Below are 12,643 nucleotides of genomic sequence, written 5' to 3'. Positions count from 1 at the left end.
ACAGTAACGAAAAGAGTAAGACATCTTCTACTCCCTTCGTTACTGTTTTCATTTAATCAGCTAAGAAAAGCGGCATTCATTCCTGCTACATGTCCAGTCGCAAAAGCCGCAGTAATATTGAAACCACCAGTATACCCATTAACATCTAACAATTCACCAGCAAAAAATAATCCATTGACCAATTTGCTTTCTAATGTTTTTGGATTGATCTCTTTTAGTGAAACGCCACCACCAGTCACAAAAGACTTTTCGATGGCAAAAGTTTTGGTTATTTTGAAAGAAAAACTTTTGCAAAGCTCCGCAAATTGTTGGATCTCTTTTTCTGTCGTTTGACTACCAGTTTGTTCCGTTAATCCACTTTTTTCAAGGAAAAAGAGAAGCAAGCGTTCAGGTAAAAAGCCATGCCAAGCATTACTCAATGTTTTCTTCGATTGGTGGCTTTTAGCAGTCAATTCGTTGATCAATTCTTGAAGCGAACGATTCGGAAAACAGTCTAAGACGACCGTGACAGGTTCTCCAGTCGTTTGCAACTCTTGATTGATGAAACTTGAACATCTCAATGCCGCAGGTCCAGAAATCCCAAAATGAGTGAAAAGCAAGTCCATAACATGTTCGGTGATGACTTTACCTTTCTTGTTTAATACGCTTAAAGAAATATCTTGTAAAGATAATCCTTGCAAGGTTTTATCCTTGATAAAAGTTTCTTCAGAAACCAGTGGAGATTCTGTTGCATACAAGGGTGTGACAGTGTGACCGACTTTTTTAACGATTTTATAGCCATCACCTGTAGAACCAGTCGACGGATAGGTTCGCCCCCCAGTAGTTAATACGACACAAGAGGATTGAAATTCTTCAAATTCCGTTCGTACACCATAGATTTTTCCGTCGCTATGCACTAATTTTTCGACTCGGGTGCCAAAGAGCATCGTAACATTTAATTCATTTAAACGATGGATCAAGGCTTCGATAATCGTTTTTGACTTATTCGTCACAGGGAACATCCGACCATGATCTTCTTCTTTTAGATGAACACCTTGAGATTCGAAAAATTCCATGATATCAAAATTATTCCATTGGGAAAATGTACTGTATAAAAATTTGCCATTTCCAGGAATATGAGCAATCAAATCATCAACTGGACGGTTATTCGTGACATTACATCTTCCGCCACCTGTCATTAATAATTTTTTTCCAGCTTTTTTATTTTTTTCAATTAAGAGAACCTTTGCGCCATATTCAGCCGCACTAATTGCAGCCATCATACCACTAGTTCCAGCACCGACTACAATCACATCATAGGTTGTTTCCATTTCCTCACCTCAGAGAAAGTGTAGCATATTTATGAAAAGAAAGCAGGAAATGTTTTGAGCATCTAATAAAAATAGGCTAAAATAAAAGAAGATTATAAAAGGAGTGTGAAACAATGACAAACGCAACAGAATACGTCCAACGAATTCAAAATAATATTCATCAAAAAGACACAGGACAAGTCGAATTTTTACAAGCCATTGATGAATTTATGCCTTCAGCTACTCAATTTTTAGAAAAACATCCTGAATACATCAAACGAAATATTTTAGGATTGTTGTCAGAACCAGAAAGAATCATTCAATTTCGCGTGCCGTGGCAAGATGACGAAGGAAACTGGCAAGTCAATCGTGGATACCGCATTCAGTACAATTCAGCAATCGGCCCTTATAAAGGTGGGTTGAGATTCCATCCGAGTGTGAATTTAAGTATTCTTAAATTTCTAGCTTTTGAACAAATTTTCAAAAATAGTCTAACTGGTCTACCAATCGGTGGAGGAAAAGGCGGAAGTGACTTTGATCCAAAAGGAAAATCAGACGATGAAATCATGCGTTTTTGTCAAAGTTTCATGCTGGAGCTATCCAAGCATATCGGTCCATCCATCGATGTACCTGCTGGAGATATTGGAGTCGGTGCCAGAGAAATCGGTTATTTGTTTGGAGAATATAAACGATTAAAACAATATGATGCCGGTGTCCTTACTGGAAAACCATTAGATTTTTGGGGAAGTAAGATTCGTACGGAAGCAACTGGATACGGATTGGTTTATTATGTCAAACATCTTTTACAAGCAGAAAAAGACTCTTTTGAAGGAAAAACAGTTCTGGTATCTGGTAGCGGAAACGTTGCCATCTATGCCATTGAAAAAGTTCAAGAATTAGGTGGGAAAGTCATCACATGTTCTGATTCCAGTGGGTTTATCTATGATCCAGAAGGAATCGACCTGGCACTATTAAAAGAAGTCAAAGAAGAAAAAAGGGAACGGTTGACCGCTTATGCAGAAAAACGTGATTCTGCTGTCTATCATGCTGGTCAATCTGTCTGGACTTTGAAAGAAACTGCAGATATCGCGCTTCCTTGCGCTACTCAAAACGAGATAGACGAAACGCTTGCTAACAACTTGGTTGAATGTGGAGTGAAAATCATCGCAGAAGGCGCAAACATGCCATGTACTCTTGAAGCTGTCAATGTTTTTGAAAAAGCCAATGTGTGGTATTGTCCTGGGAAAGCAGCTAATGCCGGCGGTGTCGCTGTCTCAGCATTAGAAATGAGTCAAAATGCTCAACGATTGTCTTGGGAAAGTGAACAAGTGGATCGCCAATTAGATGAAATCATGAAAAATATTTATCAAACGTGTCGCCAAACGGCAGCAGCTTATGGCAATGAAAAAAATCTATTGCTAGGAGCAAATGTTGCAGGTTTTGAAAAAGTAGCGAAAGTGATGTATGCGCAAGGATTAGTTTAGTGTTTGAAATTTTCTTGTAAATATTAGCTTCAATTCATTTATTTGCTTGAAAAATTGTAAAAAAAAACGTAAAGTATAAGCTGTATATTGATCTTTTAAAGGAGGAATAAAAAATGGCACATATTCATTTTGATTATTCAAAAGTAGCACCATTTGTTAATGAACATGAGTTAGGTTACATGCAAAGCCAAGTATCAATGGCAGATAAAGTATTACGTGAAGGTACAGGCGCAGGAAGTGATTTCCGTGGTTGGATCGATCTACCTACTAATTACGACAAAAAAGAATTTGCTCGTATCAAAGAAGCAGCGAAAAAAATCCAATCTGATTCTGAAGTTTTAGTAGTTATCGGAATTGGTGGTTCTTACCTAGGCGCTCGTGCAGCAATCGATTTCTTAAACCACACTTTCTTCAATTTATTAGATGGTGAACAACGTAAAGCACCACAAATTTTCTTTGCAGGAAACTCAATCAGCTCAACTTATATCGCTGATTTGATTGAAGTAATCGGAGATCGTGACTTCTCAGTAAACGTGATTTCAAAATCAGGTACAACGACTGAACCAGCTATCGCATTCCGTGTCTTCAAAGAATTACTTGTTAAAAAATATGGTCAAGAAGAAGCGAATAAACGTATTTATGCAACAACTGATAAAGCAAAAGGTGCAGTTAAAGTAGAAGCCGACGCAGAAGGTTGGGAAACATTCGTGATTCCTGATGACATCGGTGGACGTTTCTCTGTTTTAACAGCAGTAGGATTACTACCAATCGCTGTTAGTGGAGCAGATATCGATGCGTTGATGCAAGGAGCTGCAGATGCAAGCAAAGCTTATTCAAGTGATAAACTAGAAGAAAACGAAGCTTATCAATATGCAGCAATGCGTAACATCCTTTACCGTAAAGGGAAAGTAACTGAATTATTGATCAACTATGAACCAGGAATGCAATATTTCTCTGAATGGTGGAAACAATTATACGGTGAATCAGAAGGTAAAGACCAAAAAGGAATCTACCCTTCAAGTGCGAACTTCTCAACTGACTTACATTCACTAGGTCAATATATTCAAGAAGGACGCCGTAACATCTTTGAAACGATCGTTAAAGTTGAAAAACCACGTAAATCAATTACAATTCCAGAACAAGCTGAAGACCTAGATGGTTTAGGTTACTTGGAAGGAAAAGAAGTAGATTTCGTCAATACAAAAGCTTTTGAAGGAACTTTATTGGCTCATACAGATGGCGACGTACCAAACTTATTAGTTAAAATTCCAGAAATGGATGCTTACACATTAGGTTATACAATGTACTTCTTTGAAATTGCTGTAGGTATTTCAGGCTACTTAAATGGAATTAACCCATTTGATCAACCTGGTGTTGAAGCATATAAGAAAAACATGTTCGCACTTCTAGGCAAACCAGGCTTTGAAGACCTTGCGAAAGAATTGAACGAACGCCTGTAAGATAAGGGTTTTTCGCTAGATTTAAAAAATCAGTGATAGAAACATGTTCGCTTCTAAATAAAATTAGTGATAGTTTTAGTGATAGTGAACTTAAAAAAAGCACTCAATTTGAGTGCTTTTTTATTTGCTCTTCTATATAGTTTTCTAGTTGATTCATTGATCTTTTTTTCACTTCGGGAGAAATATGGGCATAGACTTGTGTAGTAGAAACATCTTTATGACCTAAAAAATCTTTGATATCTTCTAAAGGTATTCCTGCTTGTCTCGTTCTAGCTGCAAAAGTATGTCTACCATCATGCACAGTTATGTGGGGGAGATTGGCATGTTTTTCAATTCTATGAGAAGCACCGTTAACGGTTCGATCTCTTATTGGAATACCTTTATTTTTACCGTAAGTATTTATAAAAATAAATGCTTCGTGGTCATCTGTTTCAGGTAAAAAACCAAATTCTTTTATTACTTGATTTCTTAAAGTCAATAAGGCTTTCTTTACTCGTTTTGTCATAGGCAATGATCGTGTACCAGATGGGGTTTTTGTGTCATCTGTAATAATTAAACCTTTGTTAGGTCCTTTTTCAGCAGCCCCAAGTCGTTCACGATTGATATTAAGTGTATTCTGAGAAAAATCAATATCAGCCCATTGTAGCCCTAAAGCTTCTGATTTTCGCAATCCTTGATCAAATATAATAAGAAAAAAGGGATACCATATAAATGATTTCTCTTTTTTGGCAAATTCGAGAAATAGTTCAGATTGATCAAAAGTATAATATTTAACTTTCTTTTTATCAGATAGATTTCTTGGAAACTCAACAAAACTAGTAGGGTTATTCTTTATATATCCTAACTGAATAGCTTTTTTGAAAGCATTGCTAAGAGTGGCATTGATACTTTTGGCTGTTGTTACTGAGAGACCTTCCTTAGTTCTACCTAAGCCCTTTTTAGTAAGTAACTGATTGATGAATCTTTGATGATCAGCTCTAGTATATTTATCTAGTTTATATTTTCCAATATATGGATTGATGTACATTTTTATATTTGCCCTATGAACTATTCTTGTTCCTTCTTTAACATTCATTTTATAGTTATTAATCCAATCGTCCATGAATTTTTCTATAGTTAATTTCTTAGGATTATTTTGTATATATTCTTCAGAAGCTATTTGTCCTTCAACAATTTTTGCGAATTTTTCTGCTTCTTCGTGACTTTTAAACCCTTTTTTATGAATCTTTTTCTGTAGCTTAGTACCAGGATTAATTCCATTTGATATATATACTTCATAACGATATTCTTTTGATTTCTTTAAGTAATATTTTTTAATGGAGGCCACTGACATCATTCCTTTCGTATTTCAGTCCTAATAATAAGAATATTTTAGGGGAGGGATGTTATTTGAACGAAAATTTAGAAAATCTTCGTATCAATAGAGTTTTTATACGAACTTATGTTCTTTTGCGTTTAAAAAGAAAAGCCCTAAGGCTAATCTTTGGTTATTACCATTTAAATTAAAAATCTATACACGCTTTCAGGAAGCCCATACAAATTTGTTAATTCCTCGACTTTTCTAGGGTATTTATCGTTGTCTTCTTTATAAAGAGAAACAATGAGATTAGCGGCAAAGCAATTCGCTTCGCTCTCTGATTTACTTCTGGATGTTTTTGTTGATACGTAATAGCTAGATAACCCACGATGAAATATAGCGTGACCAAGTTCGTGAGCGCAAATATAGAACCGTTCTTCAGAATACTTCAGTTCGTGATTTAGAAGAATAATTGAGCGTCCTAATAATTCTTGAAATTGCCCCTTTGGGTTATTCAAAAAGGGAACGTATCTAATTTGAATATCCATTTTTTCACAAATAGTAAAGGGATTAGCAGAATTATATTTTTGTTTTAGTCTACCGACTAGACTAATTACGTCCATCTCCATAGAAAATCACTTCTCTTTACTTTTGTCTTCTTTTCTAAATTCCCAAAATAGACCAGTTAAAACATCTTTTACCCGTTGTTTCTCTTCATCTGTTAATGTTTCACCACCATAAGCCATGTTAACGTTGGAATCGAGCATTTTATCTAACTCAATTAAATCATTTTCATCGGCCCATTTTGGCGTTTTATTTCTTCCTAATAAATAATCAGTAGTAACATCAAAAATATTAGCTAAAGATTGAAGAATAGAAAAGTCAGGCTCTCTCTTTCCACTTTCATAGGCTGTATAAGCAGGGCGAGTAATTCCTAACTTATCAGCAACTTCTTGTTGTGTCATTTTCTTTGAAAGCCTCAATTCTTTGATTTTTTCTGGAAACATTTAGACACCCACTTTCTATATAAAGGGTAACATGCTGTTACGTATAAATGAATCGAAAAACAAGTAACTTTTTGTTACTTATTCCGTTGACAAGTAACCATATGTTACTTATAATGTGTTTGTAACGAAATGACACATAAATAGGAGGTATATGATGAGGAAATGGCTAATTGAAAAAAGAGAGCAACAAAATCTAACTCAAGAAAAAGTAGCTAAAAGATCAGGAATTCAGCGTTCTTATTATAGTATGATTGAGAGTGGCAAGAGAAGTCCTAGTCCATATGTAGCTATGAAAATTGCTACTGTTTTATCCTTTGATTGGACTATTTTTTTTAACTATCAAAGTAACAAAATGACACATAACGAGACGATCAAATAAAAAAGAACAATAAAGATTTTCTTGAAGGTAAATTTTGTACGATAGTTTTGTCAATATTACTTTCTATTATTGTTTCAATTGTTTACCAAATATTAGTTAACTAAAAAAGGAGTGCTTTTTATGTCACGCCGAGAAAAAATAAACATCGTACTTGATGCAAAAGCTAGACTAGTTCACGTCATCAAGTGTGCTACAGATGATCAACTTAATCGTTTAGTTGAAGAAGTTCAAAAAGAGCTTGAACGTGAATTAGACGAAGCAGCTTTCGTTTGATTCTTTAAATGAATAGTACAAAAAAATTACTCGTATTGATATATGGGCGAATAAGAAATTGAGGTGTTTAAACTGTTAAAACAATCAGCTGTCATTCGAGAATCATTAATCAAGGTGATAAATAAGAGTGGCAAAACGAAGAAAGAAATAGCAAAGCAAGTTAATGTATCTCAACAGTCATTGAGTGATTGGACAACGCCACATAATACTAAGCCTGTGACGTTAGAAAATGCTCAAGCTTTAACTGATCATTTTCGAGATTCAGATTTTACTCTCCATGTAATCCATAAATTTTTTGGATTATTTAAATCAATTGATGGAGATGTTTATAGAAGAGACCCCTCGTCACTAGATAAGCTTCAAATGATAGAATCCGATGAGCGAAAACAAAAGAAAAAAGAAGTTGAGAAAATTCTTCTCAAAAATGAGGATTATTTAACCGCTGAGGATCGTCAGCAAATCATTTCATATGCATATGAATTTTTAGACGAGATCATGATTGAAGTGACTCTGATCTGTGTACTATGCGAAATTCTTGGAATTGATATTCGTCAACTAAGCGAACAGCGTTTAACTTATTGGATCAGTCAAGGATACATGAAAGGAGAATTAAAATGAAGATTTCACAAATGGAAAGAGTGGTCCCTTTAGTTCAAAAAAAGCAACCAAAAGAAAGAGTTTGGAAGAAAGCTAAAGATATTGCTGAATATTTCGGTGTCTCATTAGCTACTATTTCTAAATGGACGAATTCAAAAAATGATCCGTTACCTTCTCGAAGGGTTCGAGGTGTTTTGCAGTATGACTTCGAGTTAGTGAAGGAATGGGAAGAACGCAATACTAATTAGAAAGGAATGTGAAGCAATGAGAACGGTTTTTAAAATGACTGTCAAAAGCGCTTTGCTTATGTGTCTTGTAGCAATCATACTGACAAGTATCAACCCGGCATATGCGCTGATTTATTGGGGAACTTTAGTAGTTGTTACTGCTGTAAGAGAAAGTTTCAAAATGCCCACACAAAAAAGACCGACCAGCGATGGCCGTCGCTAATCGGTAACATAAAAAAACATAACTAAGGAGATTTTACCATATGAATCCAAAAATTAAAAATTTAATTGAAGAACTAATACATGAGTGTAACGAAAGTGATGTAGCCATCACTCTTGGGGCGATTGATCCAAGTGTAGATGAAGCAACTGTTGTATTTGGTGGAACATTTGCTTTGCAAACAATTGTACTAACACTAATGAACGATAAGTTTAAAGAAAGTATACGAACTAATGATTGCGATTGTCCTGCATGTAAGGCTACAAAGGAGATGATGTTTAATGAATGACTTTGCCTCATCGTTAGATCAATACCTAAATACTCCAGATTGGGGAAGACCACAAACTGAGGAGGATTAAGATGAGTAAATCAACTTTAGACATGAGCCATCAAGAATGGCTCGAAGACCGCAAAAGAGGTATTGGTGGTTCTGATGTCGCAACAGTACTTGGATTGAATAAATACAAATCCCCTTATCAATTATGGCTTGAGAAAACGGGTCAAATTGAATTAAAAGATTCAGAGAGCGAACCAGCTTATTGGGGCAATGTTTTAGAAGAAGTTGTTGCCAAAGAATTTCAAGAACGAACAGGCAAAAAGGTCCGTAGAAGAAACCAAGTGTTTGAACATCCGTTACATCCCTTCTTAAGAGCAAATATCGATCGTGATGTAGTAGGAGAAAATGCCATTCTTGAATGTAAAACAGCGAATCAATTTTTTAGCAAAGAATGGGAAGGAGAAGAAGTGCCACTTAGTTATTTGTGTCAAGTGCAACATTACATGAATGTTTTGAACAAGGATTATTGTTATATCGCTGTTTTGATTGGTGGTCAAAGATTTATATGGAAACGAGTTGAACGAGATCAAGAACTGATTGACATCATCACAGAACGGTTAGTTGATTTTTGGGAAACGAACATTATCGGCGGAAAAGAGCCACTGATCGATGGAAGTAAAGCAACATCAGATTTTCTAAAAGAGCGTTATTCGGAATTAGATTCAACTGAAATTATGCTTCATGCTGATTATGATGTTCTACTCGATCAAAAAGAAGAGTTACTCAAAAATAAGAAGGAACTAGAGAAGAGTATTCGACAAATCGACAATCAAATTATCCAGGAACTTGGAATAAAGAATGCCTCTACAGGTATCACACCTAATCGGATTATTTGTTTAAAATCAGTCGTTTCTAAACGAAAAAACTTGAAGAAAATAGCAGAGAAATATCCATATGTGATGAAAGATGAGGAAATTTACAGTTTATCAACTTCAAATAGATTAGTGATAAAGGAGATTCAGTGATATGGCAACAAGTAAAGATTTAAAGAATCAACTAACAGAAAAAAACAATCAAGCAGTGGATGTTTCAAAATTAGGTTTTAAAACATTGATGAGTCAGCCAGCTATGAAAAAGAAATTCAATGATATTTTACACGAAAAATCAGATGCTTTTATGGGTTCTCTTTTAACGTTAGTTGGTGGCGATGATTATTTATCTAAAGCAGAGCCGATGACAATCATCGCTTCTGCTTTAAAAGCAGCAACGATGGATTTACCAATAGATAAAAATTTAGGATATGCCTATATTGTTCCATTTAATCGGAAAGAAAAGGTAGGAAAAGATTGGATTACGCATAACGAAGCCCAATTCATCCTAGGATACAAAGGCTATATTCAGTTAGCACAACGTTCTGGACAATACAAAGCACTTAATGCAATAGAAATTTATGAAGGGCAATTAATTGAATGGAATCCTCTGACAGAAGAGTTTCAGTTTGACTACAATGCGAAACAATCTGATCGAGTCATCGGTTATGTTGGATTTTTTGAATTACTAAATGGGTTTAAAAAAACTGTTTATTGGACAAAGCAAGAAGTGGAAGCTCATCGTATTAAACATGCCAAAGGGTTTGATAAAACAAAGCTAACTGGAGCGTGGAAAGAGAATTATGATGCGATGGCGATAAAAACCGTCTTACGTAACATGTTAGCTAAATGGGGGATTTTATCTGTAGAAATGCAAAATGCGGTTACTTCTGATGAAAGAGTTTTTCGATTTGATGAAAATAATGATCTTGTAGAAGAAGTTACTTTAAATGATGCAGAACCAATTGAATCAGAACGTAAAGAAGCAGAAAAAGTGGAAGACGTGTCATCAGCGTTTGATGAATACGAAGAAACAGCAAATACAGATGAACAACAGGATTCATTGTTCGATGATATGAACCCACCACTATAGCGAGGGAGTTTCCCCTCGCTTATCTAAGGAGGTGATAGTGTGGCAAGACCAACAAAAGAAGGTCTTGATTATTTTCCTCTTGATGTTGATGTTTTCGAAGATGAAAAAATAGAGGCTATTGCTGGGGAATTTGGACTTAAAGGAGAAATTGCGGTAATCAAACTGCTTTGTGCGATATATAAAAAAGGATATTTCATTTTGTGGAATGATTTAACGCAAGCTACTCTTTTAAAACGCCTGCCAGGAGTAAGTAAGGAAATGCTCAATCAAATAGTGAACCGCTTAGTCAAATGGGGTTTTTTTGATAAACAACTGTTTGACTCGGTCGAGGTGCTTACGAGTGAGAATATCCAAGCCACCTACTTTGAAGCGACAAAAAGACGAAAATCACCAAAACCAACTAAGTATGTAATTAACGCAAACATTAATACACAAGATGAAAGAGATAATGCTGACATTAATCCCCAAAGTAAAGGAAATAAAAGTAAAGTAAATGAAACAAGAGTATCTTCTTCTAGATCTAGTATAGATATTCATTCAGAAAATATCGCAGAGAGCTATTGGCTAAATCAAGTGAATCCAGCAGAAGCACCAATGGTTTTAGAATCTATTCGTTTTTGGGTAAATGATTTTCAAGGACAAGATGAAATTGTCATCATGGCGATTGAAGAAATGCTAAAAAATGGTGCTAAAAATTATAACTATCTCGATAGAGTGCTAAAAAACTGGGAAAACAAGCAACTAGACACCGTTGAGAAAGTGAGAAAGTATTTGCAAGGTCATTATTCAAAATCACCTAGAAATGCAAATAAAACGCTTGAATACGAGAAATTTAGCACAGATGAGTTGCCTATTTGAGAGGAGGCGTAGGCATGGAAACCGTTGGAGAAATCATGGAAAAACTAATACAGAAAGTGCTTGTCCAACGTGGCGAATGTCCTGAATGCGGACAGCCCTTGTATGGATGGCGTACGAAGAATCCTGATGGCTCAGATCGTTGTAAACCAACTTGTATGCAATGTGGGTATAAAGCATTGCGAGTTCAGGAAGACTTACAAACAGAGCAAATGTACAACGAAAGTCTGAAAGCAAGAGCTATCAATTTTTTCAAAGGTGGTTCTGTCGTGCCTAATAAAGCGTTGTTTGATTGTACATTGCAGAATTATCAAATCGTTGATCAAGAAACAAGACAAGCGGTTGAAGTAACCAAACGCTTTGTTAATTCAGTCTTGTTAGGAAATCCAAGTCATCTTGTTTTAACTGGCAAACAGGGAACAGGTAAAAGTCACCTAGCGATGGCAGCGGCTTGGGAAGTTTTGAGGCGATCAAACTACGACAAGAAAATCTTGTTTATCGGGTTACAGGAAATGCTGGATCAAATCAAGTTTTCGTACAACAATCCTGAACTTAGAAAAACGATTGAGGGATCGTTGATTGCAGATATCAAAACGGCGGATTTAGTCGTCATTGATGATATCGGTTCAGAGCTAGGAAAAGATACTTCAGATAGTCGAGCATTTGGCATAAACACGTTGAATTCGTTCTTGGATGCACGACAGAACTTAGCAACGATTATCACAACGAACTTGCTTGGGGAAGAGTTGAAAAAGGCTTACGGTATGAGGACAACATCAAGAATATTTGTCAATTCTGATGGATTTACGATGGTCTTTTCTCAAACAACCGATAAACGATTAAAACCAGTAAAAGGAGCGACAGCATGAACAAATATCGCAATCGAAAAACGGTTCATCGTGAGATCAAATTCGATTCTGTAGCAGAAGCAGAGTACTATGATCTGGCAGTATGGCAAGCGGAAGCAAACGGCTGGAAAGTAAAGCTTCAGGAAAAATTTGAACTATTGCCAAAATTTGAATTGGAAGGCAAGAAGTACCGTAAAATCGAGTATATTCCTGACTTCACGTTTTATAAAAACGGTAAGCTTGTGAAAGTTGTAGATGTCAAAGGAATGCAGACAAAAGATTTTAAAATCAAAGCGAAACTGTTCTGCCATCGTTATCAAGTGCCGTTGATATTAGCTAAAAAATATGGCAAGACGTTCAAGGAAGAGCGTTTTTAAAAGAAAGGTTAGGAAGGTTTGAAAATGAGCAGAAAAAAGAAATTCATTCCAGAAGTTAACCAAGAGGTTGAATGCTTTTGATGTGACTCAG

General features: G+C 35.7%; 17 protein-coding genes. 13 read left to right on the top strand and 4 right to left on the bottom strand.

Going from position 1 to position 12,643, the window contains the following annotated elements:
• Positions 1-56 precede the first annotated feature (56 nt).
• On the bottom strand, positions 57-1,310 hold the full coding sequence (locus IGJ32_RS08420) for an NAD(P)/FAD-dependent oxidoreductase (RefSeq protein ID WP_053766635.1): 1,254 nt from the start codon (positions 1,308-1,310) through the stop codon (positions 57-59).
• 113 nt (positions 1,311-1,423) lie between these two features.
• On the opposite strand from IGJ32_RS08420, the gene gdhA reads away from it, so the two are divergent.
• Both gdhA and IGJ32_RS08410 read left to right on the top strand, forming a co-directional pair.
• Positions 1,424-2,773: an NADP-specific glutamate dehydrogenase gene (gene gdhA, locus IGJ32_RS08415; RefSeq protein WP_010718408.1), complete on the top strand. Its 1,350-nt coding sequence runs from the start codon at positions 1,424-1,426 to the stop codon at positions 2,771-2,773.
• A 113-nt stretch (positions 2,774-2,886) separates the two neighbouring features.
• On the top strand, positions 2,887-4,233 hold the full coding sequence (locus IGJ32_RS08410) for a glucose-6-phosphate isomerase (protein WP_081127931.1): 1,347 nt from the start codon (positions 2,887-2,889) through the stop codon (positions 4,231-4,233).
• A gap of 103 nt (positions 4,234-4,336) precedes the next feature.
• Here the strand turns inward: IGJ32_RS08410 and IGJ32_RS08405 are convergent, their stop codons facing one another.
• From IGJ32_RS08405 to IGJ32_RS08395, 3 genes are all read right to left on the bottom strand, one after another.
• Positions 4,337-5,560 (bottom strand): tyrosine-type recombinase/integrase, encoded by a 1,224-nt coding sequence (locus IGJ32_RS08405; RefSeq protein WP_034698498.1) that lies wholly within the window; start codon positions 5,558-5,560, stop codon positions 4,337-4,339.
• A 170-nt stretch (positions 5,561-5,730) separates the two neighbouring features.
• Positions 5,731-6,159 carry an ImmA/IrrE family metallo-endopeptidase gene (locus IGJ32_RS08400; RefSeq protein ID WP_010718404.1) on the bottom strand — a complete coding sequence of 143 codons (429 nt, stop codon included), beginning with the start codon at positions 6,157-6,159 and terminating at the stop codon, positions 5,731-5,733.
• A gap of 6 nt (positions 6,160-6,165) precedes the next feature.
• On the bottom strand, positions 6,166-6,537 hold the full coding sequence (locus IGJ32_RS08395) for a helix-turn-helix domain-containing protein (RefSeq protein WP_002320147.1): 372 nt from the start codon (positions 6,535-6,537) through the stop codon (positions 6,166-6,168).
• 154 nt (positions 6,538-6,691) lie between these two features.
• On the opposite strand from IGJ32_RS08395, the gene IGJ32_RS08390 reads away from it, so the two are divergent.
• From IGJ32_RS08390 to IGJ32_RS08340, 11 genes are all read left to right on the top strand, one after another.
• Positions 6,692-6,916 carry a helix-turn-helix transcriptional regulator gene (locus IGJ32_RS08390; protein WP_165482094.1) on the top strand — a complete coding sequence of 75 codons (225 nt, stop codon included), beginning with the start codon at positions 6,692-6,694 and terminating at the stop codon, positions 6,914-6,916.
• A 120-nt stretch (positions 6,917-7,036) separates the two neighbouring features.
• Positions 7,037-7,189 (top strand): hypothetical protein, encoded by a 153-nt coding sequence (locus IGJ32_RS08385; RefSeq protein ID WP_165482095.1) that lies wholly within the window; start codon positions 7,037-7,039, stop codon positions 7,187-7,189.
• 63 nt (positions 7,190-7,252) lie between these two features.
• Positions 7,253-7,807, top strand: coding sequence for a hypothetical protein (locus IGJ32_RS08380; RefSeq protein ID WP_086272870.1), 555 nt, complete (start codon positions 7,253-7,255; stop codon positions 7,805-7,807).
• Positions 7,804-8,034 carry a DNA-binding protein gene (locus tag IGJ32_RS08375; protein WP_010718399.1) on the top strand — a complete coding sequence of 77 codons (231 nt, stop codon included), beginning with the start codon at positions 7,804-7,806 and terminating at the stop codon, positions 8,032-8,034. The genes IGJ32_RS08380 and IGJ32_RS08375 overlap by 4 nt, the downstream gene beginning before the upstream one ends.
• Before the next feature lie 16 nt (positions 8,035-8,050).
• On the top strand, positions 8,051-8,236 hold the full coding sequence (locus IGJ32_RS08370; RefSeq protein WP_010718398.1) for a hypothetical protein: 186 nt from the start codon (positions 8,051-8,053) through the stop codon (positions 8,234-8,236).
• 40 nt (positions 8,237-8,276) lie between these two features.
• On the top strand, positions 8,277-8,522 hold the full coding sequence (locus IGJ32_RS08365) for a hypothetical protein (RefSeq protein WP_010718397.1): 246 nt from the start codon (positions 8,277-8,279) through the stop codon (positions 8,520-8,522).
• A gap of 71 nt (positions 8,523-8,593) precedes the next feature.
• Entirely contained in the window at positions 8,594-9,535 is a 942-nt protein-coding gene (locus IGJ32_RS08360) for a YqaJ viral recombinase family protein (RefSeq protein WP_131773439.1), read from the top strand.
• A gap of 1 nt (position 9,536) precedes the next feature.
• On the top strand, positions 9,537-10,472 hold the full coding sequence (locus tag IGJ32_RS08355; RefSeq protein ID WP_081123841.1) for a recombinase RecT: 936 nt from the start codon (positions 9,537-9,539) through the stop codon (positions 10,470-10,472).
• A 39-nt stretch (positions 10,473-10,511) separates the two neighbouring features.
• The gene (locus IGJ32_RS08350) at positions 10,512-11,330 is read left to right on the top strand and encodes a Lin1244/Lin1753 domain-containing protein (protein WP_010720131.1); all 819 of its coding nucleotides are present in this window, start codon (positions 10,512-10,514) and stop codon (positions 11,328-11,330) included.
• A 14-nt stretch (positions 11,331-11,344) separates the two neighbouring features.
• The gene (locus tag IGJ32_RS08345; protein WP_010719519.1) at positions 11,345-12,196 is read left to right on the top strand and encodes an ATP-binding protein; all 852 of its coding nucleotides are present in this window, start codon (positions 11,345-11,347) and stop codon (positions 12,194-12,196) included.
• Positions 12,193-12,552 (top strand): DUF1064 domain-containing protein, encoded by a 360-nt coding sequence (locus tag IGJ32_RS08340; RefSeq protein WP_034698477.1) that lies wholly within the window; start codon positions 12,193-12,195, stop codon positions 12,550-12,552. The genes IGJ32_RS08345 and IGJ32_RS08340 overlap by 4 nt, the downstream gene beginning before the upstream one ends.
• Positions 12,553-12,643 lie beyond the last annotated feature (91 nt).

It is taken from the genome of Enterococcus sp. DIV1639a, assembly GCF_050530445.1.
GTDB lineage: Bacteria > Bacillota > Bacilli > Lactobacillales > Enterococcaceae > Enterococcus_B > Enterococcus_B hirae.
Note: the sequence above shows the minus strand (reverse complement) of the source record. Positions and strands in the feature narration are given on the sequence as shown.

Excerpts from the sequence above, each read along its gene's own strand:
- IGJ32_RS08420 (WP_053766635.1), bottom strand. The coding sequence starts at position 1,310 with ATGGAAACAACCTATGATGTGATTGTAGTCGGTGCTGGAACTAGTGGT.
- gdhA (WP_010718408.1), top strand. The coding sequence starts at position 1,424 with ATGACAAACGCAACAGAATACGTCCAACGAATTCAAAATAATATTCAT.
- IGJ32_RS08410 (WP_081127931.1), top strand. The coding sequence starts at position 2,887 with ATGGCACATATTCATTTTGATTATTCAAAAGTAGCACCATTTGTTAAT.
- IGJ32_RS08400 (WP_010718404.1), bottom strand. The coding sequence starts at position 6,159 with ATGGAGATGGACGTAATTAGTCTAGTCGGTAGACTAAAACAAAAATAT.
- IGJ32_RS08395 (WP_002320147.1), bottom strand. The coding sequence starts at position 6,537 with ATGTTTCCAGAAAAAATCAAAGAATTGAGGCTTTCAAAGAAAATGACA.
- IGJ32_RS08390 (WP_165482094.1), top strand. The coding sequence starts at position 6,692 with ATGAGGAAATGGCTAATTGAAAAAAGAGAGCAACAAAATCTAACTCAA.
- IGJ32_RS08385 (WP_165482095.1), top strand. The coding sequence starts at position 7,037 with ATGTCACGCCGAGAAAAAATAAACATCGTACTTGATGCAAAAGCTAGA.
- IGJ32_RS08375 (WP_010718399.1), top strand. The coding sequence starts at position 7,804 with ATGAAGATTTCACAAATGGAAAGAGTGGTCCCTTTAGTTCAAAAAAAG.
- IGJ32_RS08370 (WP_010718398.1), top strand. The coding sequence starts at position 8,051 with ATGAGAACGGTTTTTAAAATGACTGTCAAAAGCGCTTTGCTTATGTGT.
- IGJ32_RS08365 (WP_010718397.1), top strand. The coding sequence starts at position 8,277 with ATGAATCCAAAAATTAAAAATTTAATTGAAGAACTAATACATGAGTGT.
- IGJ32_RS08360 (WP_131773439.1), top strand. The coding sequence starts at position 8,594 with ATGAGTAAATCAACTTTAGACATGAGCCATCAAGAATGGCTCGAAGAC.
- IGJ32_RS08355 (WP_081123841.1), top strand. The coding sequence starts at position 9,537 with ATGGCAACAAGTAAAGATTTAAAGAATCAACTAACAGAAAAAAACAAT.
- IGJ32_RS08345 (WP_010719519.1), top strand. The coding sequence starts at position 11,345 with ATGGAAACCGTTGGAGAAATCATGGAAAAACTAATACAGAAAGTGCTT.
- IGJ32_RS08340 (WP_034698477.1), top strand. The coding sequence starts at position 12,193 with ATGAACAAATATCGCAATCGAAAAACGGTTCATCGTGAGATCAAATTC.